29 protein-coding genes are annotated in these 26,177 nt (G+C 28.4%); 23 read left to right on the forward strand and 6 right to left on the reverse strand.

Annotation, left to right across the window (positions count from 1 at the left end):
• The 6 genes from CRU91_RS06150 to fmt form a co-directional block, all read left to right on the forward strand.
• The coding region (locus tag CRU91_RS06150; protein ID WP_113894348.1) for a TonB-dependent siderophore receptor at positions 1 to 2,171 on the forward strand (2,171 nt) is incomplete at its 5' end.
• A gap of 407 nt (positions 2,172 to 2,578) precedes the next feature.
• On the forward strand, positions 2,579 to 2,896 hold the full coding sequence (gene rplU / locus CRU91_RS06155; protein ID WP_026804784.1) for a 50S ribosomal protein L21: 318 nt from the start codon (positions 2,579 to 2,581) through the stop codon (positions 2,894 to 2,896).
• 26 nt (positions 2,897 to 2,922) lie between these two features.
• Positions 2,923 to 3,180: a 50S ribosomal protein L27 gene (rpmA, locus tag CRU91_RS06160; protein WP_026804783.1), complete on the forward strand. Its 258-nt coding sequence runs from the start codon at positions 2,923 to 2,925 to the stop codon at positions 3,178 to 3,180.
• 127 nt (positions 3,181 to 3,307) lie between these two features.
• Positions 3,308 to 4,393, forward strand: coding sequence for a GTPase ObgE (obgE, locus tag CRU91_RS06165; protein WP_113894349.1), 1,086 nt, complete (start codon positions 3,308 to 3,310; stop codon positions 4,391 to 4,393).
• 2 nt (positions 4,394 to 4,395) lie between these two features.
• On the forward strand, positions 4,396 to 5,160 hold the full coding sequence (gene proB, locus CRU91_RS06170) for a glutamate 5-kinase (protein ID WP_113894350.1): 765 nt from the start codon (positions 4,396 to 4,398) through the stop codon (positions 5,158 to 5,160).
• A gap of 9 nt (positions 5,161 to 5,169) precedes the next feature.
• Positions 5,170 to 6,087 carry a methionyl-tRNA formyltransferase gene (fmt, locus tag CRU91_RS06175; protein ID WP_222718411.1) on the forward strand — a complete coding sequence of 306 codons (918 nt, stop codon included), beginning with the start codon at positions 5,170 to 5,172 and terminating at the stop codon, positions 6,085 to 6,087.
• A gap of 3 nt (positions 6,088 to 6,090) precedes the next feature.
• On the opposite strand, the gene CRU91_RS06180 is transcribed toward fmt, so the two are convergent.
• From CRU91_RS06180 to CRU91_RS06205, 6 genes are all read right to left on the reverse strand, one after another.
• A complete protein-coding gene (locus CRU91_RS06180; protein ID WP_113894351.1) occupies positions 6,091 to 6,984 on the reverse strand; it encodes an AEC family transporter in 894 nt (297 codons plus the stop codon).
• 74 nt (positions 6,985 to 7,058) lie between these two features.
• On the reverse strand, positions 7,059 to 8,186 hold the full coding sequence (locus CRU91_RS06185; RefSeq protein ID WP_113894352.1) for a cytochrome-c peroxidase: 1,128 nt from the start codon (positions 8,184 to 8,186) through the stop codon (positions 7,059 to 7,061).
• Entirely contained in the window at positions 8,134 to 9,087 is a 954-nt protein-coding gene (locus CRU91_RS06190) for a sterol desaturase family protein (protein WP_113894353.1), read from the reverse strand. The genes CRU91_RS06185 and CRU91_RS06190 overlap by 53 nt, the downstream gene beginning before the upstream one ends.
• Positions 9,088 to 9,090: 3 nt before the next feature.
• Entirely contained in the window at positions 9,091 to 10,041 is a 951-nt protein-coding gene (locus CRU91_RS06195; protein ID WP_113894354.1) for an imelysin family protein, read from the reverse strand.
• On the reverse strand, positions 10,041 to 11,396 hold the full coding sequence (locus CRU91_RS06200) for a di-heme oxidoreductase family protein (protein WP_235826964.1): 1,356 nt from the start codon (positions 11,394 to 11,396) through the stop codon (positions 10,041 to 10,043). The genes CRU91_RS06195 and CRU91_RS06200 overlap by 1 nt, the downstream gene beginning before the upstream one ends.
• A gap of 10 nt (positions 11,397 to 11,406) precedes the next feature.
• Positions 11,407 to 12,756 carry an imelysin family protein gene (locus CRU91_RS06205; RefSeq protein WP_113894356.1) on the reverse strand — a complete coding sequence of 450 codons (1,350 nt, stop codon included), beginning with the start codon at positions 12,754 to 12,756 and terminating at the stop codon, positions 11,407 to 11,409.
• A 291-nt stretch (positions 12,757 to 13,047) separates the two neighbouring features.
• Between CRU91_RS06205 and CRU91_RS06210 the strand changes: the two genes are divergently transcribed.
• The 17 genes from CRU91_RS06210 to CRU91_RS06290 all read left to right on the forward strand — a co-directional run bounded on the left by CRU91_RS06210 (position 13,048) and on the right by CRU91_RS06290 (position 26,165).
• Positions 13,048 to 13,359 (forward strand): F0F1 ATP synthase subunit C, encoded by a 312-nt coding sequence (locus CRU91_RS06210; protein WP_113894357.1) that lies wholly within the window; start codon positions 13,048 to 13,050, stop codon positions 13,357 to 13,359.
• Positions 13,360 to 13,477: 118 nt separating this feature from the next.
• Positions 13,478 to 14,113, forward strand: coding sequence for a biotin--[acetyl-CoA-carboxylase] ligase (locus tag CRU91_RS06215; protein ID WP_113894358.1), 636 nt, complete (start codon positions 13,478 to 13,480; stop codon positions 14,111 to 14,113).
• The gene (locus CRU91_RS06220) at positions 14,110 to 14,886 is read left to right on the forward strand and encodes a ParA family protein (protein ID WP_113894359.1); all 777 of its coding nucleotides are present in this window, start codon (positions 14,110 to 14,112) and stop codon (positions 14,884 to 14,886) included. Before CRU91_RS06215 ends, CRU91_RS06220 begins: the two co-directional genes overlap by 4 nt.
• A gap of 20 nt (positions 14,887 to 14,906) precedes the next feature.
• Positions 14,907 to 15,761 (forward strand): ParB/RepB/Spo0J family partition protein, encoded by an 855-nt coding sequence (locus CRU91_RS06225; protein ID WP_113894360.1) that lies wholly within the window; start codon positions 14,907 to 14,909, stop codon positions 15,759 to 15,761.
• A 106-nt stretch (positions 15,762 to 15,867) separates the two neighbouring features.
• Positions 15,868 to 16,290 (forward strand): F0F1 ATP synthase subunit B family protein, encoded by a 423-nt coding sequence (locus CRU91_RS06230; RefSeq protein WP_113894361.1) that lies wholly within the window; start codon positions 15,868 to 15,870, stop codon positions 16,288 to 16,290.
• Between the two features lie 11 nt (positions 16,291 to 16,301).
• Entirely contained in the window at positions 16,302 to 16,817 is a 516-nt protein-coding gene (locus CRU91_RS06235) for a F0F1 ATP synthase subunit B (RefSeq protein ID WP_113894362.1), read from the forward strand.
• Positions 16,817 to 17,347: a F0F1 ATP synthase subunit delta gene (locus CRU91_RS06240; RefSeq protein WP_113894363.1), complete on the forward strand. Its 531-nt coding sequence runs from the start codon at positions 16,817 to 16,819 to the stop codon at positions 17,345 to 17,347. Before CRU91_RS06235 ends, CRU91_RS06240 begins: the two co-directional genes overlap by 1 nt.
• A gap of 21 nt (positions 17,348 to 17,368) precedes the next feature.
• The gene (gene atpA, locus CRU91_RS06245; protein WP_113894364.1) at positions 17,369 to 18,886 is read left to right on the forward strand and encodes a F0F1 ATP synthase subunit alpha; all 1,518 of its coding nucleotides are present in this window, start codon (positions 17,369 to 17,371) and stop codon (positions 18,884 to 18,886) included.
• 10 nt (positions 18,887 to 18,896) lie between these two features.
• On the forward strand, positions 18,897 to 19,781 hold the full coding sequence (atpG, locus tag CRU91_RS06250; RefSeq protein WP_113894365.1) for an ATP synthase F1 subunit gamma: 885 nt from the start codon (positions 18,897 to 18,899) through the stop codon (positions 19,779 to 19,781).
• A gap of 20 nt (positions 19,782 to 19,801) precedes the next feature.
• Complete coding sequence (atpD, locus tag CRU91_RS06255; protein WP_113894366.1) at positions 19,802 to 21,196, forward strand: F0F1 ATP synthase subunit beta; 1,395 nt, start codon at positions 19,802 to 19,804, stop codon at positions 21,194 to 21,196.
• A gap of 24 nt (positions 21,197 to 21,220) precedes the next feature.
• Positions 21,221 to 21,598 (forward strand): ATP synthase F1 subunit epsilon, encoded by a 378-nt coding sequence (atpC, locus tag CRU91_RS06260; RefSeq protein ID WP_113894367.1) that lies wholly within the window; start codon positions 21,221 to 21,223, stop codon positions 21,596 to 21,598.
• Between the two features lie 5 nt (positions 21,599 to 21,603).
• Complete coding sequence (locus CRU91_RS06265) at positions 21,604 to 22,164, forward strand: MotA/TolQ/ExbB proton channel family protein (RefSeq protein ID WP_113894368.1); 561 nt, start codon at positions 21,604 to 21,606, stop codon at positions 22,162 to 22,164.
• Positions 22,165 to 22,167: 3 nt separating this feature from the next.
• On the forward strand, positions 22,168 to 22,557 hold the full coding sequence (locus tag CRU91_RS06270) for a biopolymer transporter ExbD (RefSeq protein ID WP_113894369.1): 390 nt from the start codon (positions 22,168 to 22,170) through the stop codon (positions 22,555 to 22,557).
• A gap of 2 nt (positions 22,558 to 22,559) precedes the next feature.
• Complete coding sequence (locus CRU91_RS06275; protein ID WP_113894370.1) at positions 22,560 to 23,291, forward strand: TonB C-terminal domain-containing protein; 732 nt, start codon at positions 22,560 to 22,562, stop codon at positions 23,289 to 23,291.
• A 4-nt stretch (positions 23,292 to 23,295) separates the two neighbouring features.
• Positions 23,296 to 24,561 carry a Tol-Pal system protein TolB gene (gene tolB, locus CRU91_RS06280; RefSeq protein ID WP_113894371.1) on the forward strand — a complete coding sequence of 422 codons (1,266 nt, stop codon included), beginning with the start codon at positions 23,296 to 23,298 and terminating at the stop codon, positions 24,559 to 24,561.
• A gap of 136 nt (positions 24,562 to 24,697) precedes the next feature.
• Positions 24,698 to 25,222, forward strand: a complete 525-nt coding sequence (locus CRU91_RS06285) for an OmpA family protein (RefSeq protein WP_113894372.1) — start codon at positions 24,698 to 24,700, stop codon at positions 25,220 to 25,222.
• 4 nt (positions 25,223 to 25,226) lie between these two features.
• Positions 25,227 to 26,165, forward strand: coding sequence for a tetratricopeptide repeat protein (locus tag CRU91_RS06290; RefSeq protein ID WP_113894441.1), 939 nt, complete (start codon positions 25,227 to 25,229; stop codon positions 26,163 to 26,165).
• Positions 26,166 to 26,177 lie beyond the last annotated feature (12 nt).

The raw sequence follows: 26,177 nt of genomic DNA on the forward strand, positions 1-26,177 counted from the left end.
GGGGGGGTACGGTATTAGATAGTTTAAATAGTGTACTAAATCCAAATGAATTAAAAGCTATTCAAGAAGATGGTGTAATATATATAATAGAAAAACCAAAATATCAAAACTTTGGTAATACTACTGTTTTAGATGAAATTTCTGTCTCTAGTTCTAATTATAAAAATGGAAGTGCTGAATCAGGATACCTTGTAGAAGAAACATCAGCAATTGGTATTTGGAATGAAAGAAAACTACAAGACACTCCATACTCAATGAGTATAATCTCAAAAGACTTAATTGAAAATGTTCAAGCTAAAGATATGAATCAGATTTTTAAGATGAATCCTACTACGCAAGAAACAAAAAATTCACTTGTTGGTTGGGGAGATAATGAATGGGCTACTATGCGTGGTTTTAAAGTTAAGACACCTATTGTAAATGGTATTCCATATTCAAGTAATCATGCTAGTAGTATTATGATGCAAGATATAGAAAGAGTTGAAATCATTAGTGGGGCAACTGGGTTTTTATATGGTGGTGGAAGAGTTGGCGGAGCAGTTAATTATATAACTAAAAAATCAACAACAGAAGACTTAAAAAATATCTCAATAGGTACTTATGGTAATAAATCATACTATGGAACTATAGATTTAGGTGGACAATTTGATGAAGATAATACTTTTGGATATAGAATAAATGCTTTATATCAAAATGGAGAGTTACCTGATACTTCTGAAAAAGAGCAAAAAGCTATAAGTTTAGTATTTGATTGGAAACCAACAGATAATTTCTATACTGATTTAAAATATGCGTATAGAGATGTATTTACTAAAGGTACTGGATTTTATGTTGATTCTAGTTCAGATAGAAAAAGTATTAAAAATAATAAAAAATATAGCCCAGATTGGATAGATGGAGAAACAAAATCAAATAAAATTGAAAATAATATAAATTGGAATATCAATGATATTTTTACTTTAAGAACAAATCTATTTTATGAAAAGATGGAAGCTAGACAAGATTGGGCATTAGTTACATATCAAAATAATATTGTTATATCTAATCCTCGAACTTTTTTTTCTAAACAATCTTGGTACGAAACAAAAAATTATGGTGCAAATATTTACTTAGATGCTAGTTTTGATACTGGAAGTATTAGCCATACATTAACAACTGGATACTCTTTAAGTTCAAGTAAAAATTCTAGACCATCTGATGCTTGGGCTGATTATATACCGAGTAATAATATGAGTCTAAATGACTTCAAAAATTTATCAGAACCTGATGATTCCCTTTGGACTAATCCAACTGTTGGAACACAACCACTTAAACCGTTTTCAAAAGAACAATATAAGAATATTTTAATCGGTGATGATATAGTTTTCAATGAGCAATGGAGTTCATTAGTAGGAGTAAACTATGCAACAGCTATAAATAAAAGCTATACTGCAAATACAAAATATGATGAGTCTGTATTAACTCCTACTTTATCACTTATTTATAAACCATTTGAAAATTTAACAACTTATATAACATATATAGAAAGCTTGGAAGCTGGAGAGATTGTTGGAAGTTGGTATCAAAATGAAGGAGATATTTTAGATCCATATAAAAGTAAACAGTATGAAGTTGGAGCAAAATATAGTATATTAGATGATAAAGCTTTACTTACAGCTTCACTTTTTAGGATAGAAAAAGTAAATAGTTATGAAGATAATACAACACCAAAACGAACTTTAACTCAAGATGGAGAAGCTATTCATCAAGGTTTTGAGCTTGGAATCACTGGAAAAGTAACTGATAATCTGACACTTATTGCTGGTGGAACTTTAATGGATCTAAGTGTAGAAAAACATAGTAATAAAACTATTGAAGGTAAAAAACCAACAGAAGTTGCTACAAAAATGGCAAAAATATTTGCAGAGTATCAAATACCATATATAGATGGTTTAGCAATAAGTGGCGGAGCTTACTATACTGGAAAGAGATATTATGATAGTGCAAATACAGCTATTATGCCATCATATACACTTTATGATGCAGGTTTAAGATATAAAACAAAATTTGGACAATATCCAACAACTTTTAACCTAAATATACAAAATTTAACTGATGAAGCTTATTGGGCAGAGGGAACTATGCTTGGAGATCCAAGAAGTATTGCATTCTCTATGAAAATGGAGTTTTAAGAATATTTAAAAATAAAGAGAGTTTTTTACTCTCTTTGTGCTTTTAAGCATGGGTTTCAAAGTATTTTTATTTAGTTTTTGATTAAAATTTCGATACAAAAAATATACTTTCCTTTTGTACTTTGGAACTCATACTTAAGGGTATAAATAAAATCTTACAAAATATAAATATTTATTTATATAAGCTCAAATTTCTTACTGATATTTACTTCTCTTGTAATATTCACAATTTCAAAAAGGGAACTACTGACATTTTGTTTATTTAATTTTTATATATCTATAGAACTCTTATACCATTTTAAAGAAAGTTTAATAAAATCTTAGATATTATTCCCGTTCGAAAAATAGCAAATAGTATGAAAATTATCCCAACTTTGTGCTTATAGAATAAATTAGAGGAAGAAAAGATGTACGCAATTATCAAATGTGGTGGAAAACAGTATAAAGTATCAGAAGGTGATATCTTAGATATTGATTATACTGGTAAAGCTGCACAAGAAACGTTAGAAATCACTGATGTAATCGCTGTAAATAATGGTGAATTAAAAACTGGTGATGCAGTTGCAAAAGCAAAAGTAGAAGCAGTTGTAGTTTTAGATGGAACAGGTGTAAATAGAGCTAAAAAAGTTGTAATTTACAAAAAAAGAAGAAGAAAAGATTCTAAATTAAAAAGAGGTTTTAGAAAAAGCTTCACAAAAATTAGAATTACAAAAATAGCTGCGTAAGCTAAAATAGATTAAGGAGAAACAAAATGGCTCACAAAAAAGGTCAGGGAAGTACTCAGAATAATAGAGATTCAGCTGGAAGAAGACTTGGTGTTAAAAAATTTGGTGGTGAAGTTGTAAAAGCTGGAAATATCATCATTAGACAAAGAGGAACAAGAGTTCACTTAGGTAGCAATGTTGGTATGGGAAAAGATCATACAATATACTCTTTAATTGATGGTGTAGTTAAATTTGAAATTAAAGATAAAAATAGAAAAAAAGTTTCAGTTTACGCTGCTTCGTAATTCTGAAATTTAATCTGTTTATTAAAGGGTGTATGCTTTTTGCATCACCCTTTTTTTATTTGTAAAATATAATAACTATTGAAAAGTTAAAATATTTTAGTTTTTTAATATTTATTTAGGAAAATGTATGTTTATAGATAGTGCAAAATTTAGTGTAAGTTCTGGAAAAGGTGGGCAAGGATGTGCATCTTTTAGAAGAGAAAAATTTATTGTCCAAGGTGGACCAGATGGTGGAGATGGTGGAAAAGGTGGAGATGTTTACTTTTTGGTAGATAACAATACAGATACTCTATCTTTCTATAAAGGAAGAAGAGTATTTAAATCTGATAAAGGGAAACCAGGACTTGGTAGACAAAAAACTGGAAAATCTGGAGAACCTTTAGTTTTGATAGTACCTCCAGGAACACAGGTAATTGATGATGATACAGATGAGGTATTATTTGATTTACTTGAGAATGGAGAAAAGATTTTATTCTTAGAAGGTGGAAAAGGTGGGCTTGGAAATGTACACTTTAAAAACTCAAGAAATCAACGACCAACATATTTTCAACCAGGACTTCCAGGAATTACAAAAAATATTAGGTTAGAGCTAAAGCTTATTGCTGATGTTGGGCTTGTTGGTTATCCTAATGTTGGAAAATCTACTTTAATATCAGTAACATCAAATGCAACTCCTGAAATAGCAAACTATGAATTTACAACACTTACTCCAAAATTAGGAGTTGTAAGTGTTGGTGATTATAATTCTTTTGTTATGGCAGATATTCCTGGAATTATTGATGGTGCTAGTGATGGTAAAGGACTTGGATTAGAATTTTTAAGACATATAGAAAGAACAAAAACTTTACTTTTTGTAATTGATGTTGCAAATTATAGAACAATGATTGATCAATATAATGTTTTAAAAGAAGAGCTTGTGAAATTTTCTGATGAGTTATCAAAAAGAAATTTTGCAATTGTTTTAAGTAAAATTGATGGGTACTATGGTGAAGATTTAGCTAAAGATGTTGAAGATTTTATGAAAGCTATAAATTTAGAAAAATCTGATAAAAATGAGTTTAAATTTGATGATAATCTACCATATTTTGTACAAGATTTAGTTTATTCAAAATTTGATGATAGTAAACCATATTTTGTATTACCAATTTCATCATTAAACAAAACAAATATAAGCTCACTTAAATATGCACTTTATGGTATGCTAGGAAAATAGAAATGAAGAGATTAGTTATTAAAGTTGGGACTGCTGTTTTAACTCAAGATGGTGAACTAGCTTATGATAGAATGAAAAATCTTGTAAAGTTAATAGCAAAGCTTAAAAACGAAAAAAAATTAGAAGTTATTTTGGTTTCTTCTGGGGCTGTTGGCGCTGGATATACTTCTTTAAAATTAGAAAAAACTATTTTGAATAAGCAAGTACTGGCATCTATTGGGCAACCAAAGTTGATGAAAACTTACCAAGAAATGTTTGAAGAATATGATATTACAATTGCTCAAATGCTTTTTGTTGCAAATGATTTTGATTCAAGAAAAAGTTCAAAAAATTTAAAAATAGTTGCAAGTACACTTTTAGAGAATGATATTTTACCAATAGTAAATGAAAATGATATTTTATCTCCAGAAATTTTAATAGGGGATAATGACCAAATGGCTGCTTATGTAGCATATTATTTTAAAGCTGATATGTTAGCTATTTTAACAGATATTGATGGATATTATGATAAAAATCCAAGAGAATTTAGTGATGCAAAACTTCAAAAAGTGGTTACTGAAATTTCTATAGCTGAATTAGAAAAAACTCCTAGTGCAAACTCAAAATTTGCAACAGGTGGGATTGTTACGAAACTAAAAGCTGCTGATTTTTTAATGCAAAAAAATATTCCTATGTATTTAACTAGTGGTTTTGATTTGACAAATGCTTATGATTTTTTAGTTGATGGAAATCATAAAAGTGGAACAATTTTTAAAAACAAAAATTAAGGATTTTCAGTGAAAAAGATTTTATTTATGGGAACGCCAGAATACGCAACGACAATTTTGAAAGAACTTTTAGATAGTTCTTATGAAGTTGTAGGACTTTTCACTCAACCTGATAAACCAGTAGGTAGAAAACAACTCTTAACACCACCACATATAAAACAATTTTGTATTGAAAATAGTATAAATATTCCTATTTTTCAACCAAATAAATTAAAAGATAATCTTGCAGCTTATATTGCTATAAAGGAGTTAAATCCTGATTTTATAGTAGTTGCTGCATATGGTCAAATATTACCTAAAGAGATTTTAAATTTAGCTCCTTGTATAAATTTACATGCTTCACTTTTACCAAAATATAGAGGTGCAAGTCCTATTCAAGAATCACTTTTAAATGATGATTATTTTACAGGTGTTACCTCTATGCTTATGGAAGAGGGACTTGATAGTGGAGATATCTTAGCTTTACAATATCTAAAAATTACTCCTACTATGGAAGTAACTGAAGCTTTTGATAAATTATCTTTAATAGCAGCAAAACTTACAATTACAACTTTAGATAATTTTGAAAAGATTAAACCAATAAAACAAAATGAAAGTGAAGTGAGTTTTTGTAGAAAAATCAAAAAAGATGATGGCTTAGTTGATTTTAGCGATGCAAAAAAACTATTTTTTAAATATAAAGCTTATTCTTTTTGGCCTGGTATTTTTTTAGAATCTGAATTAAAATTAAAAGATATTGAACTTATTGAAGAAAATTCACAAAATCAATCAGGAAAAATTTTAGAAATTTCAAAAGACTTTATTGTTATAGCTTGTATAAATGGTAGTTTAAAAATAAAAACTTTACAAGCTCCATCAAAAAAAGCTATATGTTCAGCTGATTTTGTAAGAGGACAAAGACTTGAGATTGGAGATATTTTAGCGTAAATTTTACGCTAAATATTGGACAAATAATGTAATTGTAAATAAGCTTACAATTACTCCTAATACTAAAGAATTAATAGCAATTTTTTCATCTAACCCGCCTTTTATAGCTAAAACAGCAGCCATTGTCATAGGTGGCATGGCAACTTCTATTATTGTAACTTTTACCCAAGTATCATCAACTCCATAAAAATATTTAAAAGTAAAAAGTACTATGATAGGTACAAGTACCATTTTTAAAATAACAGCTGTTGTCACAATATGAAATTTTGAAAATATATATTTTAATTCTAATTTCATTCCAATAGCAATCATAGCAATAGGAACTAACGTTGAACCTAAATTTTCTGCTGTATATATTAAAAATTTTGGAACTTCAAAATTTTTTGAAAATATTGTTAAAAAAAACATTATCATTGGTGGAAATAAAAATATTGATTTTGATATATCTATAACAGAGTTTCTTCTTCCACTTCCCCAAGTAATTATAAATACACCGACAGATACTAATAATAAAAATGAACCAAAAATATCATAAATTAATCCATATATTATGAAATCTTGCCCATAAAAAGCATCAATATATGATAAACCAATAAATGAAGTATTCCCAAATGTTGCCATAATCATAAAAGTAGCAAGATGTATTCTATTTAATCTTAAAAGTTTTCCTATTAAATATGAAAGTAAAAGGTTAAATAAGATAATTCCTATAAACATAAAAATCAAAGCTATAATTTTAGAATCTATATTTAACGGGTATATTTTTGAAAATACTATTGCTGGTAATGAAAAATATATAATAAAGTCTACAAGTTGTTTTGAGTTGTCTTGAAAAATTATTTTGAATAAATAGCCTATTAATAGAAATATTGCTATTGGTAAAACAGGATCTAACATACTTTAAGCCTTTTTTTAATAAAGCTAAGATTATAATTAATATAATCTTAGCTAAAGCTTGAAATTAGTTAAATTTATTTTTCATTCTCTTCTAAAAGATGTTCATATTTTTTATCTGTAAGAAGTTTCATAAATGCAACCAAAGCATCAACTTTTCTATCTGTGAGTTTTATTGCTTTTAGTTCGTTTAAAGATATTGTATCTTTCACTTCTGGTTCATCCCAATTTTTACCTGTTTCTTTATTTATAGTTCTATCTTTATTGTTGTATTTATCATAGAACTCAACAACAGTTTTTAAATCTTTAAAAATACCGTTATGCATATATGGAGCAGTTATTGCTACGTTTCTTAATGTTGGAGTTTTATGTTTACCTTTTTGATTTATATCATCTATTTGTGGATGAGCTAAAAGTCCATCATCTATTGCAGTAACACCATTTTTAGCTCTCAACTCATAATTTATTGGAGTTCCAATATTATGATATTCATAGTTTGTAAAAGTTTCACCTGCTTTATCCTCACCCTTTAAAACATGGCAATTTGCACAAGAGTTATTATTATTTGAGAAGAATATAGATTTTCCTAAATCTTCAAGTGGAGTTAAATCATATTCTCCTTTTAAATATCTATCATATTTTGAATCAAAAGGCGAAAATTCTTCTGTTCTTTCATAACTTGCAATTGCAATTGTCATAGCTTCATAAGCTTTATCATTATCTTTGAAAATTTCATTTCCAAATAAATTTTTGAAAGTATCAATATAAAAACTATTTTCTTTGATTCTATCTACTACTTCTTTTTTGCTAGACATTCCCATTTCTATCGGGTTTAGAGGTGGTCCTCCAGCTTGTCCTTCTAGGTCTGTTTCTCTTCCATCCCAAAATTGTCCACCTGTATAAAAACCTTTTTTCTCATTTAAGTGAAATTTTGGAGAAAATTTAGCATACATAGCTGTTGGTGCTTGTCTATCTCCTAAAGATTTCCCATCATCTCCTAAAGAAGCCATTTTTGAAATACCGTTATCTCTGTTATCTGTAAAAGCATATTCTGGATTATGACAGGTAGCACAACTTTGTGTTCTGTTTTTTGATAAATTTGTATCAAAGAATAGTGCTCTTCCTAATTCATCTTTTGATAAATTAGAAGCACTAAGATTTGTTAATATTAAGCTTATTGGTAAAATTAGTTTTAATATTTTCATAAAATTTCCCTTTTTTTATTAAATTTACAAATGGTCGGAAATATAAATCTTTTATAGTTAAATATTCGCTCATTTGATTTTTCCTTATACCAAATTTTAAGACTTTGACATCTTTTGAAATTTTAAGTGTACCAAATATTCTATCCCAAATTGCTATATATCCACCATAATTTTTATCAAAATGTTTTTTGTCATGGTGAATTTGGTGTTGTTTTGGAGATAAAAACCATTTTTCCACAAAAGAGAAATATGCAAAAGGAACATGAGAATGTCTTAAATTTGATCCAAATATTGAAAATATAAATAGAAATATGTTTACACCAAAAATCATATAAAGATTTATTTTTGCACCAAAAAAATAGATAAAAATACCAGTTATAAAACCAACACTCAGTGAATATCTAAGTCCAAACAAAAAATTTTCAACAAAATGTACTCTATAAAATGTTATTGGAGTTAAAACTCTTGCACTATGATGTACTTTGTGAAATTCCCATAAAAAAGGAATAGTATGTAAGAATCTATGTAACCAATATCTTGTAAAATCACTGAAAACAAAAATAGATATTGTATATAGAAGTACAATATGTGAGTATGAGAATATAGCATTTTCAAAATACCCAAAATTTTGATATAAAAATTTATTAGTACTTAGTGCAACACTTTTTGCACTAAATACTAATGGAACAACAAGTAAAATATTTACAATATTTGCTAATATAAAATAGTAATAATCAAGTCTTGCACTTGGATGTAGCCATAATTTTGAAGATAATATTAGTTTACTACTTTTTTTTGTATAGTAAAAATATACTATTGCTAAAATAATAGAGCTAACAATATACAACCAAAAGACTCTTTTATTTGGATTTATCACAAAATCTAATGCAAGATATTCCAATTTTTAATCTCCATCAGCATCTAAAATATTTGGTTTAAGACCTAGTTTTTCTATAATTGTAACATAGTATAAATCGTGAATTTGTGAGGCTAAATCAAAAAGTTTTTTTGAATTAGAAAAATCATCTGATTTTAAGTTTTTTAACTCTTTTTTTGCTTCATCAATTTTAGAAGAAACAAGTTCTAATTCAGTTGAAGCATTTTTATTTTTTGCTAAATTCACTAAATTTGAATATTTTTGATTGGAAACTAACTCTTTTTGTGCATCAAGTATTGCATCTATTGCATCAAACGAACTTTGACTTAAAAAATATTCTGCTCTATTATTTTTAGGATCATTTTTATATTTTACTGAAAATCCTCCTGAATTTCCTATTCTCCACTCTTTTAATCTATAAGTCGAAGCAATTAAAGTATTTATTAATTTTGCATTGTATTCAATTTGATCTTCTTCTCCATCACTATTATTTAGGTAGTTTTCATAAACTTTTTTTATCTCTTCAAGTTTTGAAATAATAGAAGTTAAAATCTCTTTTGAAATATCTATTTGTCTATCATTTAATTTCTGTGAAGAGTATAAAACATACTCTAAAGCATTTACTGTTTTAAATGAATTTTTAAATAAAGCGGTCTTAACATCTGATTTGCTTTCTATTACCCTTTGCATTTGAGAGTTTAAATCTTCTTTTAAATTGTTAAAAACGTCAATATATCTTGGGGTATCTAAATAATCACTATCTATTTCTCCTGCTAAATATATAGCTTCTACTTTTTTCCATGATTTTATAAACTCTTTAAAGTTACTATCAGTAAATTTATTTTGTAATTTCTTAGCATCATCTATTGCTTTTTGTGTATCTGGAATAGATACATTTTTTATAACACTATTAAAAACTGATTCACTTGCAAAAACATATGAAACTAAAACTAAAAATATTAAAAATATTTTTTTCATTATAACTCCTCTAAAAATTTAATTAATTTTTCTCTTTGTTCTTTTGGAAGATTCATATATGCTTTTTTTGCATTTTCTGCCTCTCCACCATGCCATAAAATTGCTTCTTGAAAACTTCTTGCTCTTCCATCATGAAGTAGCCTTGGTTTTTCTTTATTTATTTTTTCATGTAAAGCTAAACCCCAAAGTGGAGCCGTTCTCCATTCTCTTTCATTTGCCAAAAACTCAACTCTACCATCTGATAGTTCTTCTCCCATATCATGTAGTAAAAAATCAGAAAATGGATATATTTCAAATCCTAAATTAGTTTTAAAACTACTTATATGACATTTTGAACATGAAATACTTTCAAATAAAGTAAAACCATCTTTATACTCTTTAGTTTTTACTGGACTATAACTTTTTATATTTTTTAAATAATATGTTATTGCATCCAATCTATTATCTGGTAAATCTATATCTTTTGCTTTAGGAGCTTCATTACATGTTTTTTGGAATTTTGTACAATTCTCATCTTGAAAAATAGTTGTAGTTAGACCAATATCATTTGATGCTGCAAATGCAACTTGTTCTTTTAGAAATGCAACACTAGCTTTCCATGTATATTTACCTAATTCTATTTTCTTTGTAATATTTGAATACACCCAATTTGCTTTTCCACTGATTCCATCACCGTTTTTGTCATCTATATCTTCATTAGCTATAATATCTTCATCTGAAATTAAATCTATTAATCCCATTCCATTCAAAGTTTGGGCTATTCTGTATGATACGATTCCATTTTTATGAAAGTCTCCATAATTCAACTCTTTTAAACTATATTTTGGTTTTAGTAATATTTGTTTTTCACCATCAGGAAATAGTATCTCTTTCTCTTCAAAATCAATGTTTACTTTTCCTTCAAAATCAACTCCAAATATACTATTTATTGCTAATTGATTTCCATAAACAGGTTCTGGTATATAGCCTTTTTTATTTAAAACTTCTTTATGCTCCAAGCTATTATCTGATGTTATTGATAATCTAGCAACAATTGCTCTCGAAGCTATATTTTCAGAAGAAAAAAGTAATCCTCTTCCATTGTTTGGATGACAACTTATACAGGAATTGGCATTAAATAGTGGTCCTAGACCATCTCTTGCTGTTGTGATACTAGGAGCTTTTACCCAAGGAACTGTAAAAAAACTTCTTCCTAGCATAAATTTATCATATTCTTCATCATTTAAATCATTAATAGGTTTTAACAAAAGTTTACTATTTTTTGTATTTGAGATATATTTATCTTGAACGTTAAATGCAAAAAGCCCTGTGCAAAATATTGCAACAAGGCTATTTAATAAAATAATTCTTTTCAAAGTATTATTTTTATAATTTAGTTTCTTCTGGATCTGTAACATCATCTTCAGTTAATTTAATATTGTTTGCTTTTGCAACAGATATCATTTCATCTCCAAGTTTTCTTAACTCATTTTTTAGCTTCACTAAAACTTTTGATTGTGGATGTTCTGGACGTATTTGATAATCGAAGTGTGCTTCAGTTTTTGCAATTCTATCAACACTTTCAATTTTATCTTCAATATCAGACATAAGCTTTAAAATTCTATCTTTATCGTCTTTGTTCAAAGAGTCAAGTAAAGCACTACCATATCTCTTTCCATTATATGTAGAAGTTAAAATGTTTTTGAATCCTTCATAATTTTTTACTAAATCTCTATGAGTGTTATCTGAGAAACAAGAGTGTTCATCTTCTTCACTTGGAGTTAAAACTGCAACAGCAATCCTTTCATTTGCTAATTCAGATTTTATAAATACACCCATTCCTGATATGATTTGTTGTAAAGCTTCTTTTTTAGAAATATTTCTATCTTTGTTTTTACCTTTGATTTTTCCTAAAAGTGCTGCTCTGTAAAGTCCAGAATCACCTTTAATATCTTTTTCCCAAGCACTTTTAACTGTTTCTAAATCTTGTACCAATTTTTCTGTCACAACACTTAAATATTCTAATCTTCTTTTTGAATTTTTATCAGTTGTAAAATCAGAAAGTGGTCTAAGACCAGCAACCATAGCACCTTTTGTAATATTATCTTCCATAAAATTTGCATAATCTTGATCTTGCCCCCATAGTAAAAACTCAATAGCATGGTATCCAGTTGAAACATTTGCTTCTCCACCATTTTCGTTAAGTTCTGTTAAAGCTTCCACTGTAATTTTTGTTACATCTACTTCAGTTGAATCTTCTCCTCCAGGATTAAATTTTCCAATAGTATCAATTATATTTCCAGAAGTTAGTTTTCCATCTGCATCAATTGTGTAATCAATCATATTTTCATCAAGTGGCCAAGCATTTATTTGCCCTTCTAAAGCTCCATAAGCTTTCTCAATCCACCCATCTTCTGCATCAATTGGACCATTTGAAAGCCTAAAAATTTCAGTTGAACCATAAGATTCTCTTGATTCTAGCCAAGCTTTTTTAGAATTATCAAAATTCTCTTGTGTAGGGTTTGCTACAAATTTATCAATAGCAACTTTTAAATCTTTTGCATCTTTTACAGCATCATTATAATTGTCAAGTGCTATATTAGCATAAGCTTCTAAGATAGGAGCATTTGCTGAAATAAAAGTTTTTGTTGTGTCTTTTTGTGAATTTGCACTTACGCTTATAGCTAAAGCAGCTGTTACAGATAAACTCAGTAAAAATTTTTTCCCAATTTTCATTTTGATTTCCTTTTTTATAGATATTGAGGTAAAATTAAAGCAGAATAAAGCTTTAATTTTGCTTTATTAATAATTATTATTAAAATACCGTTCTTGATTGAATTAATATACTTTTTATTGTTGAATTATAAAAAGAAAAAATGATTATGAAATATTGATTTAACTTTCAACTTCGTTAATTTTATCTTATTTTTAGTTTATTTAAAATAGAATTTCAACCGCTAAAGTTTTAAGTAGGGATACGCAAGCCGAACTAACTTTGCAAATAATATTTTATAAAAGGAAAATAGAATGAAAAAAATCGTTCTTTTAATGCTAGCATTCGCTGGTTTTGCATTTGCTGCTGATGCTGCTGTTGCAAATGAGACTTTAAAAGCTTACTCTGTAGTTGCTGCAGGTATTGGATTAGGTTTAGCTGCTCTTGGTGGAGCTATTGGTATGGGTAACACTGCTGCTGCAACTATTGCTGGAACAGCTAGAAATCCAGGTCTTGGTGGAAAATTAATGACAACAATGTTCATTGCTTTAGCTATGATTGAAGCTCAAGTTATTTATGCACTTGTTATCGCTATGATTGCACTATACGCAAATCCATTCCTATAAGAAATACAGATTTATAATTAAAAGCTAAGAAGTTTTCTTCTTAGCTTTTTTTATTTTTATTCTTTACAAAACTCATATTAATTTCAAGTTTTAATATAATATTATATATAATTTTCAAATGGAAATTATCAAATTAAAAGAAGTTGATTCAACACAAAATTATATTAAAGAGTACATAAAAGTAAATGGATACAAAAATCCTTTGTGTGTAGTTACAACTATACAGACAAATGGAATTGGAAGCCGTGGAAATTCTTGGACTGGTAGTCAAGGAAATCTTTTTTTTTCTTTTGTTATAAAAAAATCAGATTTATCAAATGATTTACCATTGCAAAGTTCTTCTATATATTTTACATATATTTTAAAAACTATTTTAAATGATCTTGGTTCAACTGTTTATATAAAATGGCCAAATGATTTTTATATTGATGATAGAAAAATTGGTGGTGCTATTACTACAACTACAAATGAATTATTATATTGTGGAATAGGATTAAATTTAGTTGAAGTTTCGAGTGATTATGGAAGTTTAGATATAAACGTTGATATAGATGAACTTTTAAAAATATATTTTGATAAATTGGATAAAAAAATTTTATGGAAGCAAATTTTTAGTCAATTTAAGTTAGAATTTACAAAATCTAAAAAATTTCAAGCAACTATTGATGATAAAAAGATATCGCTTGAGAAAGCTATTTTAAATAGCGATGGATCTATACAAATTGAAGATAAAAAGGTATTTAGTTTAAGATGACTGAGATTATTTCAATAGCAAATCAAAAAGGTGGAGTAGGTAAAACTACAACAGCCGTTAATTTAAGTGCAGCTTTAGCACTTGATGGTAAAAAAGTTTTATTAATAGATGCAGATCCACAAGCAAATGCTACAACATCATTAGGATTTCATAGAGATACTTACGAGTACAATATTTATCATGTAATGCTTGGAACAAAAGAGTTATCAGAGATTATTTTAGACTCTGAAATTGATAATTTAAAAGTTGCTCCATCAAATATTGGACTTGTTGGAATAGAAAAAGAGTTCTATAAAAATACAAAAGAGAGAGAACTTGTATTAAAAAGGAAAATTGATACAGTGAAAGCTGATTATGATTATATAATTATAGATTCTCCACCAGCACTTGGACCAATTACTATTAACACTTTGGGTGCTTCAACTTCTGTTTTGATACCAATTCAGTGTGAGTTTTTTGCACTTGAAGGGCTTGCTCAATTGTTAAATACAATAAAACTTGTAAAACAAACAATAAATAAAAGTTTACAAATAAAAGGATTTTTACCAACTATGTATAGCTCTCAAAATAACTTATCTAAACAAGTTTTTGCAGACTTAGCACAACATTTTGAAAATAAGCTTTTCAAAATTGATGATGACTCATATGTTGTTATTCCAAGAAATATTAAACTTGCAGAAAGTCCAAGTTTTGGAAAGCCAATTATGCTTTATGATACTACTTCTATTGGTACAAAAGCATATACTAACTTAGCAAAAGCAATTATAGGTTAAATTTTTAAATAGGAATATATATGGCACTAGGACGAGGATTAGGTGAATTATTAGGTGAAGTTGAAACAGCTTATGGAAATTCAAGTGGAAATTTGAATACAGGAATTATAAAAATAGATGTTTCTTTAATAAAACCAAATCCACATCAGCCAAGAAAAATATTTGATGAAGAAAAACTTCAAGAGTTAAGTGATTCTATAAAAGAGCATGGATTACTTCAACCAGTGGTTGTTGTTGAAGATGGCGATGGGAGTTATACTTTAATAGCTGGTGAAAGAAGACTAAGAGCTCATAAACTTGCACAACTTGAAGAGATTAAGGCTATTGTAGTAAATGAAGATGAATTAAAATTAAGAGAATTAGCTTTAATAGAAAATATTCAAAGAGATGACTTGAATATAATAGAGTTAGCTTTTTGCTATGCACAACTTTTAAATGAACATAATATTACACATGAAGAATTATCAAAGAAAGTTTTTAAAAGTAGAACTTCCATTACTAATACTTTAAGATTATTACAATTAAGTTCTTATGTACAGCAATTTTTGGCAACAGATAAACTAACAGCAGGTCATGCTAAAATCATGTTAGGTTTAAGTAATGATGAGCAAAAAGTAGTTTGCGATACAATTATTGGTCAAAAATTATCAGTTAGAGAAACCGAAAAATTAATTAAAGATTTAAAAGAAAAAAATGATCCGAAACCTAAAAAAGATATTAAAATAAATGTTTATAATACAGAATTATTAAAATCTTTTACAAATATACTCAAAAACGATAAAATAAAAGCTAAAGTAGATAAAAATTATATCAAGATTGAATTTAACTCTCAAGAAGATATAGATAGATTAGCTCGTTACTTTAATCTACAATAAAATTAAAAAAATATTTTATTTTTTCATTTTAATATTTTTTTATAGATATTTTTGCTAAAATTTATACGTTTTAGTTAAACTAAACTGTAAAAATATGGAGGAATGAATGTTAGACATAAGTCCTGTACTATTGCTTAGCTCTGGTATCATCTTTCTTTTAGTTGTTGCTAGACTAAACAGTTGCTTGTTTAAACCATTATTAAAGCATATGGATGATAGAGCTACTTCTATAAAAAAAGATTTAGAAGATGCAAAGTCAAATAGTGCTGATGTTGATGGACTTTTGGTTGAAGCAAATGATTTAATTGCCAAAGCTAAAAGAGAAGCTGCTGCTATTAGAGAGCAAGCCTATAAGGAAGCAAAAGATAGTGCTGATGTTAAACTTGCAAGTGCTAAATTAAATTTAGAAGCAAAATCTGCTGAATTTGCTAAAAGCTTACAAGAAGAAACAAGTGCACTTAAAGCCTCTTTATTATCATCAATGCCTCAATTTAACGAAAGCTTAAAAGCTAAGCTTAGTTCAATTTAGGAGAGAATGAAATGAAAAGAGTATTATTACTATTAGCTATGGCTATGGTTCCTGTTGCATTGTTTGCAAGTAATGGTGAGGTTGAAACAGATATTGTTCAAAGAACCTTTAACTTCGTAATATTTGCTGCAATTTTATGGTATTTACTTGCCGATAAAATTAAAGCATATTTCGCTAATAGAACTTTGGGAATTCAAGCTGAACTTGATAAGGTTCAGGAGAGTTTAAAAGCCTCTAAAGATAGAGTTACTGAAGCTCAAAAAAAATTAGATGATGCAAAAAAAATTGCTACTGAAATTATTGAAAGTGCAAAAGCTGATGTAGATTCTATTAAACAAAAAGTTACAACAGCTATTGATTCTGATATTGCCAATCTAAACAAAAATTTAGATGAGATGATAAAAGTTGAAATTTCTAAAGCTAAAAAAGAAGTTGTTGCTGAAATACTTGATGAGTTATTAAAATCAGATAATATTAAACTTTCTCAAGATGAGTTAGTAAATATTGTTCTTAAAAAGGTAGCATAATGAAAGATTTGGTAGCAAAAAGATACGTAAAAGCTTTAATAGAAGGAAGAGACCTTAAAGCTATTACAGATATTAGTGATAAATTAAATGAAATCTCTTCAGCGTTTAATAGCGATAAATTCAAATCAATTATCACTTCGCCAGAAGTTAATGAAAATGATAAAATAAGTTTAATCATATCTTTAGTTAACGGTGCTGATAATTCTTTGAATAATTTTATTAAACTACTTGGTGAAAAAAGAAGATTAGAATTATTACCTTTAATTTCAAGTGATTTAAAAATTGAAATTGCAAAAATGAATAATAGTTATATCGGAATAGTATATACTAATGAAGAATTACCAAGTAATTATATATCTTCAATAGAAGAACAATTTAGCAAAAAATTTAATGTAAAACTTTCATTATCACAAAATGTAGGTGATTATGATGGTATTAAAGTTGATATTGATGGACTTGGTGTTGAAATATCTTTTTCTAAAGATAGATTAAAATCACAGTTGATCGATCATATTTTAAAAGCAGTTTAGAACTTATAAAGGAGAAATTGAATGGGTGCAAAAATTCAAGCTGATGAAATCAGTTCTATTATTAAAGAGAGAATTGATAATTTTGAATTAAATGTAGATGTAAATGAAACTGGTAAAATTATCTCTTATGCAGATGGTATTGCTCAAGTTTATGGTCTTAAAAATGTTATGGCTGGTGAGCTTGTAGAGTTTGAAAATGGTGAAAAAGGTCTTGCTTCTAACTTAGAAGAATCTTCTGCTGGTATTGTTATCCTTGGAAAAGGAACTGGATTAAGAGAAGGTACATCTTGTAAAAGACTTGGAAAATTATTAGAAGTTCCAGTTGGAGAGGCTTTAGTTGGAAGAGTTGTAAATGCTTTAGGTGAACCACTTGATGGTAAAGGTGCTATTGCAGCAACTGAAACAAGATTTGTTGAAGAAAAAGCTCCTGGAATTATGTCAAGAAAATCAGTTCATGAGCCATTACAAACTGGTATTAAAGCTATTGATGCTTTAGTTCCAATTGGAAGAGGACAAAGAGAGTTAATTATTGGTGATAGACAAACTGGTAAAACAACAGTTGCTATTGATACAATTCTTAATCAAAAAGGTGAAAATGTAGTTTGTATTTATGTTGCTATTGGTCAAAAAGCATCTTCTGTTGCTTCTGTTGTTAGAACATTGGAAGATGCGGGTGCTATGGATTATACAATTGTTGTAAATGCATCAGCAGCTGATTCTGCTACACTTCAGTTTTTAGCACCATATACAGGTGTTACAATGGGTGAATACTTTAGAGATAATGGAAAACACGCATTAATTATTTATGATGATTTATCAAAACATGCAGTTGCATATAGAGAAATGTCATTAATTTTAAGAAGACCTCCAGGAAGAGAAGCATATCCAGGAGATGTATTCTATTTACACTCAAGATTACTTGAAAGAGCTGCAAAAATGAGTGATGAAAAAGGTGCTGGTTCAATGACAGCTCTACCTATTATTGAGACTCAAGCAGGTGATGTTGCTGCTTATATTCCAACAAACGTGATTTCTATTACAGATGGACAAATTTTCTTAGAAACAAATCTATTTAACTCAGGAATTAGACCTGCAATTAATGTTGGTTTATCGGTATCAAGAGTTGGTGGAGCTGCACAAATTAAAGCTACAAAACAAGTTGCTGGTACTTTAAAATTATCACTTGCTCAATATAGAGAACTTGAAGCGTTTGCACAATTTGCATCTGATTTAGATGAAGCAACAAGAAGAGAGTTAGAACTTGGACAAAGAATGGTTGAAGTACTAAAACAAGGTGTTAATAAACCACTTGTGATTGAAAAACAAATTGTAATTATTTATGCTGGTACAAAAGGTTACTTAAATGATATTGCAGTTAAAGATGTTGTTAGATTTGAAACTGAATTACATGCATTTATTGAACAAAAATATTCAAATATCTTAGATGCAATTAAATCAAGTCAAAAAATAGATGATAATACGGAAGCACAATTAAAAGCTGCATTAGAAGAGTTTAAAACTGTATTTAATGCAAATTAAGGATTAGTCTATGGCTAACTTAAAAGAGATAAAATTAAAAATTAATAGTGTTAAAAATACTCAGAAGACTACAAAAGCTATGAAGCTTGTATCTTCAGCTAAACTTACTAGAACAAGACAGTTATCTGAACAATCTAGAAGTTATGCTGCTAAGATAAATGAAGTTCTTTCTGATATTGCAACACGGGTTAGCAAAGTTCAAGATGAAGGAAATATTGGTAGAGCATTTGTACAAAATGAAAATCCAAAAACAGTTGATATTGTTTTTGTAACTGCTGATAAAGGACTTTGCGGTGGTTTTAATATGTCTACAATTAAGACTGTTAGTAAATTGATTTCAGAGTACGAATCAAAAGGTGTAAAAGTTAGATTAAGAGCTGCTGGAAGAAAAGGAGTTGATTTCTTCTCTTTCCAAGGTCAAGCTATAGAGCAAAAAGCTATTGAACTATCTTCTGCTCCAGATTATGATAAGGCTGCAAGTTTTATTCATGATGTTGTTGAAGACTTTAAAAATGAAGTTACTGATAAAGTGATAATTGTTTATAATGGTTTCTTAAATATGTTATCTCAAGAGATAAGAGTAAAAGAACTATTGCCAATTGGTTTAGAAAAAGTTGAAATTTCTGAAACTACTTCTATGCTAAATATTGAGCCAGACGATGATGATGAAGTATTAAAAGAATTAACTGATAAATATATTGATTTCAATATGTATTATGCATTAATTGATTCTTTAGCTGCTGAGCATAGTGCTAGAATGCAAGCTATGGAATCTGCAAGTAAAAATGCAAAAGAAAAAGTTAATAGTTTAACAGTTGAATACAATAAAGCAAGACAAGCTGCAATTACAACAGAGCTGATAGAAATTATCAGTGGTGTTGAAGCATTAAAATAATTTAATAAGGAGTTGCCCGTATGAAAGGTAAAATTATTCAGGTAATGGGTCCAGTTGTAGACGTAGAGTTTGATGGATACTTACCAGAAATTAACGAAGCTATTGATGTTACATTAGCTGATGCTACTAAAGATAGATTAGTATTAGAAGTTGCTGCACACATTGGTGATAGTAGAGTTAGAACTATTGCTATGGATATGACAGAAGGATTAGTTAGAGGTCAAGAGTGTATTGCTACAGGAGGACCTATTAAAGTTCCAGTTGGTGAGGCAGTTTTAGGAAGAATTTTCAATGTTATTGGTGATCCAGTTGATGAAGGTTCTGCTATCCCTGCTGATACAGAAAGATGGTCAATTCATAGATCAGCTCCAACGTTTGAAGAGCAATCAACAAAAACAGAAATGTTTGAAACAGGTATCAAAGTTGTTGACCTTTTAGCGCCTTATTCAAAAGGTGGAAAAGTTGGACTATTTGGTGGTGCTGGAGTTGGAAAAACGGTTATTATTATGGAATTAATCCATAATGTTGCTTTTAAACACTCTGGATATTCAGTATTTGCTGGTGTTGGTGAAAGAACAAGAGAAGGAAATGACCTTTATCATGAAATGAAAGATTCAAATGTTCTTGATAAAGTTGCACTGTGCTATGGTCAAATGAGTGAACCACCAGGTGCGAGAAATAGAATTGCATTAACAGGTCTTACAATGGCTGAATATTTTAGAGATGAAAAAGGACTAGATGTTCTTATGTTTATCGATAATATATTTAGATTTGCACAATCTGGTTCTGAAATGTCAGCACTTTTAGGAAGAATTCCTTCAGCTGTTGGATACCAACCAACACTTGCTTCAGAAATGGGTAAATTACAAGAAAGAATTACTTCTACATCTAAAGGTTCTATTACTTCAGTTCAAGCTGTTTATGTACCAGCAGATGACTTAACTGACCCTGCACCAGCTTCTGTTTTTGCTCACTTAGATGCAACTACAGTACTAAATAGAAAAATTGCTGAAAAAGGTATCTATCCTGCGGTTGATCCACTAGATTCTACTTCAAGAATTTTAAGTGCTGATATTATCGGACAAGAGCACTATAATACAGCAAGAGGTGTTCAATCTGTATTACAAAAATACAAAGATTTACAAGATATTATCGCAATTCTTGGTATGGATGAGTTATCAGAATCTGATAAACTTGTTGTTGCAAGAGCTAGAAAAATTGAAAGATTCCTATCTCAACCATTTTTCGTTGCAGAAGTATTTACAGGAAGCCCAGGTAAATATGTTGAATTAAAAGATACTATCGCAGGATTCCAAGGAATTTTAGATGGTAAATATGACAACATCCCTGAAATGGCATTCTATATGGTTGGTGGAATCGACGAGGTTCTAGCAAAAGCTGAGAAAATGAAATAATAAAAACCATTAAGGAAAAAACTTATGGATACAATTAAATTATCAATCATTACTCCGACAGGAATGATTTTTAATGATAGTGTTAAAAGTGTAACTCTCCCTGGAAAAGAGGGAGAGTTTGGAGTTCTTCCAGGACACTCATCATTAGTATCAACTTTAAATGTTGGTGTGATTGTTATTGAAAAGATTGATTCTATTGAAGCTGTTGCCATCAATTGGGGACATGTTAAGGTAGATGAAAAATCAGTTGATGTATTAGTTGATGGAGCTATTGCATTAACTTCTGGAAAAGATTCAGAAATAGCAAAAAATATTGAAGCAGCAAAAGAATTAGTTAATTCTGTAAAAGATTCTAATATATCTTTAGCTGCAGTTGAAGCAAAAATCAACTCATTTGCATAAAAAATATGATTTCTACATTACTAAATTATTTGGCAAATAGTAGCGCTATAACTTATATAGTTTTAGCGCTATTGTCAGCGTATACAGTAGCTGTTTTTTGGATATTTTTGTATAGAAATAGTGCAATAAATAGATTATTGTCAAATGAGAAGAGATCTTTAGAAATGCTAACATCAGGACAAGGAAGATTTTCTCCATTATCACTACTTAACCAGTGTTCAAATGGCTCTACATCTAAAGAAATTTTGCATGCATGTGAGATTAGTATTATCAAAGATGCAAGTGTTGGTTTATCTTGGCTTGCTATAATATCTTCGACATCTCCATTTATTGGTCTTTTTGGAACGGTTGTTGGAATATTGGAATCATTTGCTGTGTTTGCAAATGAATCTAAAGTTTCATTTTCTGTTATAGCTCCTGCTATTAGTGAAGCTTTAGTTGCAACTGCTGCAGGTATTTTTGTTGCAATTTTTGCTTATACATTCCATCAAATTCTTTCAAGAAAAATTTATGAATTAAATATTTTTTTAAAAGCACAATCAGAAATTTTAGTGGCTAAAGGGTAAATAGTGTTTGATTTTAATCAAAAACCAGATTTAAATATCACTCCTTTAGTTGATATAATGCTAGTTTTATTAGCAATATTAATGGTTACAGCTCCTGTTATTGAGTTTGAAGAACCTATTAACCTTCCAACGGGAAGTAGATCACAACAAGTTCAAGATGTTCAAAAAATAGATATTATTATTACAAAAGATAGAATAGTTACATTAAATAAAAATAAAGTTGAAATATCTAATTTTGCAGATAGTTTTTTACTATTTTCAAGAGGAAAAGATCAAAATACACCTATTCATATTAGGGCTGATAAAGGTTTGAAGTATGATGATATTATTTATGTATTAAAATCAGTTAAAGAAGCAGGTTTTTTTAAAGTTGCTTTAGTTACAGATGGGTAAAGATGCAAAATAATTCTTATTTTATTTTTTCTGGTATTATTGCTTTTACAATATATTTTTTAATATGTTTTCTTGTAATGTTTTATATATTTACTCCAAATAAAGATGCTATAAATATTACTCCTAGTTCTACTACTATTGAATTGGATATGATTGAAGAAATAGCAGAAAAGAAAATGGTAGAAAGAAAAGTAGAAAAAATTATTAAGCAAGAAGAGGTAGTTGAAAAATCTACTTCAGCTTCAAATGAAAAAAAACCAGATTTAAAATCTTTATTTGCAAATGTTAAGGAAACAGCTCCAAAAGTTGTAAAAGAAGAGGTTAATAATGTTGAAAAATCTATTGATCCAAAAAGATTTAAGTCTAAGTTTGAAAAAGAGAAAAAATCATCAAATATTAAAATAGACAAATTATTGGAAGATGAGAAAACTGCAACAGATTCTAAAGTTAAAAGTTCTGCTAAAGGTGATGCAAATGATGATTATGGTAGTAAACTTTATGAAATACTACAAGCAGGAGCTCCAATTTCACAAGATACAAAAATTGTGGTAAGAGTAATTGTAATGGTTGATGAAAATGGAAAGTTTGATTATAAGTTCCAAAAAAAATCAACAGATGAAGCTTATAATGAAGCTTTAAGAACGTATTTAGATACTCAAACAGGAGTAATGTATCCTATTCCACCTAATGGAAAAGGTGTAAGATATTCAGTTGATTTTAAATTTGAAGGATAAAATTATGTTAAAAATATTTTTAGTTATATCTTTAATGCTAAGTTCACTTTTTGCAGAGGTTGATGGGCATTTAGATATTGTAAAAAAAGGTATGACTTTACCAAAAGTTGTGGTTTCAATTGCACCTGATTCGCTAGAAAAAAATACTTTAAGTAAAATTAAAAAAGCTTTATCAGATGATTTCAATGTTAGTGGGCATTTTGAAGTATCAAATGTTTCTAGTATAACAGCATATGATAGTTTACCAGATATATTAGGCTTATCTAATCAAGGAGTAAACCTATATGTTAATTTATCTGCTAAAAAAGAGACAAATGGAAATTATACTTTAATGACGAAGCTTTATGATATAAATTCAAGAGCTTTAATTTTAGAGAAAAATTATACAACATCGTTAGAAGAAAGATTTGTATTTTTAGCACATAAAACAGCAATTTCAATAAATGACCATTTTAAAGCTCCTAGTATTGCTTGGATGGATAAATTTGTAGTTTTTTCAGTTTATGATGGAGCTAATAAAGCTGATATTATGATTGGAGATTATACTTTAACTTATAAAAAAAGAGTTGTAACTGGTGGTTTGAATATATTCCCTAAATGGGCTGATAAAGAGCAAAAAACAATTTATTATACTTCTTACAATTATAAAAAACCAACTTTAGTTAAGTTAAATATTTATAATAGAAGTAAAGAAGTTATTATGGATTCTGATGGGATGCTTGCTTGTTCAGATGTAAATGCTGATGGTTCTAAACTTTTAGTAACTGCATCTCCAAATGGACAACCAGATATTTTCTTATACAATACAAAAACAAAATCAAAAACTCAAATCACAAAATATAGTGGAATTGATGTTGGAGGACAATTTGTTGAAAATGACTCAAAAATTGTTTTTGTTTCTGATAGATTAGGAAACCCAAATATTTTTGCACAATCTATTGGTTCTAATGCTGTTGAAAGAATGGTTTTCCATAGTAATAATAACTCTTCTGTTACATCTCATGGGAATAATGTTATTTTTAGTAGTAGAGATGCTAATAATGAATTAGGTAAAAGTTTTAATTTATATTTGATATCTACAAGATCGGATAGTTTAAAAAGATTAACTTCTAGTGGAGTAAATCAATTCCCAAAATTTTCTGCTGATGGAGAAAGTGTATTGTTCATAAAAACAGAAGGAACAAGTTCTATTGGAATTATTAGATTAGAACACAATAAATCGTTTTTATTTCCCCTTTCTGGAAAAAGAATTCAATCTATAGACTGGTAAAAAATTAGGAAGATTAATACTTAATCTTCCTTTCCCCTCTAAACCCTCATTATTATTTAAAAATATAAAAAAACTAAACAATAATTAAGTTTTACTTTAGTAATATTTCTTGAAAATTTTATTTTAAGGAAAAATAATGAAAAAGTTAGGTCTTTATTCAGTTTTAGTTTCAGCTCTATTATTTACTACTGGTTGTAGTGAAAAAAATGCTGATGTAAATGATGTAGTTGCTCCATCTGAGTCTGTAGCTACTGAGGCACCAATTCAAGATGGTACTTTGTTAGAGAGAGCAGGAAATGGTAACTATTATATGATTAATGGTCAAAAAGTTTTAATTGAGCATGTTTATTTTGATTTTGATAAATATAATTTAACTTCATCAAATAAAGAAAAAGCTGTAAACAACGCTTCTAAATTATCTCAAGTTTCTTCAGATACTACAATTAAAGTATTTGGAAACACAGATGAGTGGGGAAGTGATGAATATAACTATGCTTTAGGTTTAAAAAGAGCTAATGCTGTAAAAGATGTTTTAGTATCAAATGGTGTTTCAACTAACATTACTATGGTTTCTTTAGGTGAGAGTAATCCAGTTTGTACTGAAAAAACTAAAGAGTGTTGGGCAGAAAACAGAAGAGTTGAGCACGAATTAGAAAAATAATTTGATGAAAAAAATTCTACCATTACTATTAGTAATATCTTCATTAACCGTAGCCGAAGAGGTTTCGGTTTATGGAGGAGCAAAGTCAAACAGTTCTTATGGACTAACATCTACTGAGAAACATATCTTAAAAAATCAATCAAATATAAGTGATTTATCTTCTAAACTTGACGAAGTTAATGGATTAGTTAGATCTATTAATCTAAGATTAGAGGGCTTAGAGTCTACATATGAAGGTGATTCCAAAAAATTAAATGATTTATCTTTAAAATTAAATCAATCTTCAGATTTAGCTTCTAACGAGTCAGCTTCAAATTTAAATCAATCAGATTTAGACAATTTGAAAACTGCTATTACAAAATTGACAACATTAGTTAATAAAATAAATGCAGAATATGTTTCATCTAATGAATTAGAGAAAAATATGCAGCAATTTGTTACTCGTGAAGAGTTTGAGGCCGTAAAAAAAGCTATGGGGATTAAAACACCGCAAACTACACCTACAAATGTTAAAGAAACTAAAAATAGCAATGTTACAACAGATACAACATCTTCAGGATTTGGTGACTTAAAAACTGCTGAATCTAGAGCAAGCCTTATGGCAGAAGCTAAAAAAGAATATGATTCTAAATTATACACAAATGCTATACCTAAGTTTGAAAAACTTGTAGAGTTAAATTATAAACCAGCTGAGAATAACTATTATTTAGGTGAAATGTGGTTTAAAAGAAAAAAATATGATCAAGCGATAACATATTATAAGAAATCAGCTATGTTAAATGATAAAGCTTCTTATATGCCATCGCTATTATTAAATAGTGGAATATCATTTGAAAATGCAAAAGATAAAGAAAATGCTAAAAATTTTTATAGTACATTAATAGAACTTTATCCAAACAGTTCAGAAGCTAAAACTGCGAAAACAAATTTATCAAAATTATAAAAGGATTAAAAT

The organism is Aliarcobacter vitoriensis (genome assembly GCF_003316695.1).
GTDB classification, from domain to species: Bacteria; Campylobacterota; Campylobacteria; order Campylobacterales; family Arcobacteraceae; genus Aliarcobacter; species Aliarcobacter vitoriensis.

Excerpts from the sequence above, each read along its gene's own strand:
- rplU (WP_026804784.1), top strand. The coding sequence starts at position 2,579 with ATGTACGCAATTATCAAATGTGGTGGAAAACAGTATAAAGTATCAGAA.
- rpmA (WP_026804783.1), top strand. The coding sequence starts at position 2,923 with ATGGCTCACAAAAAAGGTCAGGGAAGTACTCAGAATAATAGAGATTCA.
- obgE (WP_113894349.1), top strand. The coding sequence starts at position 3,308 with ATGTTTATAGATAGTGCAAAATTTAGTGTAAGTTCTGGAAAAGGTGGG.
- proB (WP_113894350.1), top strand. The coding sequence starts at position 4,396 with ATGAAGAGATTAGTTATTAAAGTTGGGACTGCTGTTTTAACTCAAGAT.
- CRU91_RS06180 (WP_113894351.1), bottom strand. The coding sequence starts at position 6,984 with ATGTTAGATCCTGTTTTACCAATAGCAATATTTCTATTAATAGGCTAT.
- CRU91_RS06185 (WP_113894352.1), bottom strand. The coding sequence starts at position 8,186 with ATGAAAATATTAAAACTAATTTTACCAATAAGCTTAATATTAACAAAT.
- CRU91_RS06195 (WP_113894354.1), bottom strand. The coding sequence starts at position 10,041 with ATGAAAAAAATATTTTTAATATTTTTAGTTTTAGTTTCATATGTTTTT.
- CRU91_RS06205 (WP_113894356.1), bottom strand. The coding sequence starts at position 12,756 with ATGAAAATTGGGAAAAAATTTTTACTGAGTTTATCTGTAACAGCTGCT.
- CRU91_RS06210 (WP_113894357.1), top strand. The coding sequence starts at position 13,048 with ATGAAAAAAATCGTTCTTTTAATGCTAGCATTCGCTGGTTTTGCATTT.
- CRU91_RS06215 (WP_113894358.1), top strand. The coding sequence starts at position 13,478 with ATGGAAATTATCAAATTAAAAGAAGTTGATTCAACACAAAATTATATT.
- CRU91_RS06220 (WP_113894359.1), top strand. The coding sequence starts at position 14,110 with ATGACTGAGATTATTTCAATAGCAAATCAAAAAGGTGGAGTAGGTAAA.
- CRU91_RS06225 (WP_113894360.1), top strand. The coding sequence starts at position 14,907 with ATGGCACTAGGACGAGGATTAGGTGAATTATTAGGTGAAGTTGAAACA.
- CRU91_RS06230 (WP_113894361.1), top strand. The coding sequence starts at position 15,868 with ATGTTAGACATAAGTCCTGTACTATTGCTTAGCTCTGGTATCATCTTT.
- CRU91_RS06235 (WP_113894362.1), top strand. The coding sequence starts at position 16,302 with ATGAAAAGAGTATTATTACTATTAGCTATGGCTATGGTTCCTGTTGCA.
- CRU91_RS06240 (WP_113894363.1), top strand. The coding sequence starts at position 16,817 with ATGAAAGATTTGGTAGCAAAAAGATACGTAAAAGCTTTAATAGAAGGA.
- atpA (WP_113894364.1), top strand. The coding sequence starts at position 17,369 with ATGGGTGCAAAAATTCAAGCTGATGAAATCAGTTCTATTATTAAAGAG.
- atpG (WP_113894365.1), top strand. The coding sequence starts at position 18,897 with ATGGCTAACTTAAAAGAGATAAAATTAAAAATTAATAGTGTTAAAAAT.
- atpD (WP_113894366.1), top strand. The coding sequence starts at position 19,802 with ATGAAAGGTAAAATTATTCAGGTAATGGGTCCAGTTGTAGACGTAGAG.
- atpC (WP_113894367.1), top strand. The coding sequence starts at position 21,221 with ATGGATACAATTAAATTATCAATCATTACTCCGACAGGAATGATTTTT.
- CRU91_RS06265 (WP_113894368.1), top strand. The coding sequence starts at position 21,604 with ATGATTTCTACATTACTAAATTATTTGGCAAATAGTAGCGCTATAACT.
- CRU91_RS06275 (WP_113894370.1), top strand. The coding sequence starts at position 22,560 with ATGCAAAATAATTCTTATTTTATTTTTTCTGGTATTATTGCTTTTACA.
- tolB (WP_113894371.1), top strand. The coding sequence starts at position 23,296 with ATGTTAAAAATATTTTTAGTTATATCTTTAATGCTAAGTTCACTTTTT.
- CRU91_RS06285 (WP_113894372.1), top strand. The coding sequence starts at position 24,698 with ATGAAAAAGTTAGGTCTTTATTCAGTTTTAGTTTCAGCTCTATTATTT.
- CRU91_RS06290 (WP_113894441.1), top strand. The coding sequence starts at position 25,227 with ATGAAAAAAATTCTACCATTACTATTAGTAATATCTTCATTAACCGTA.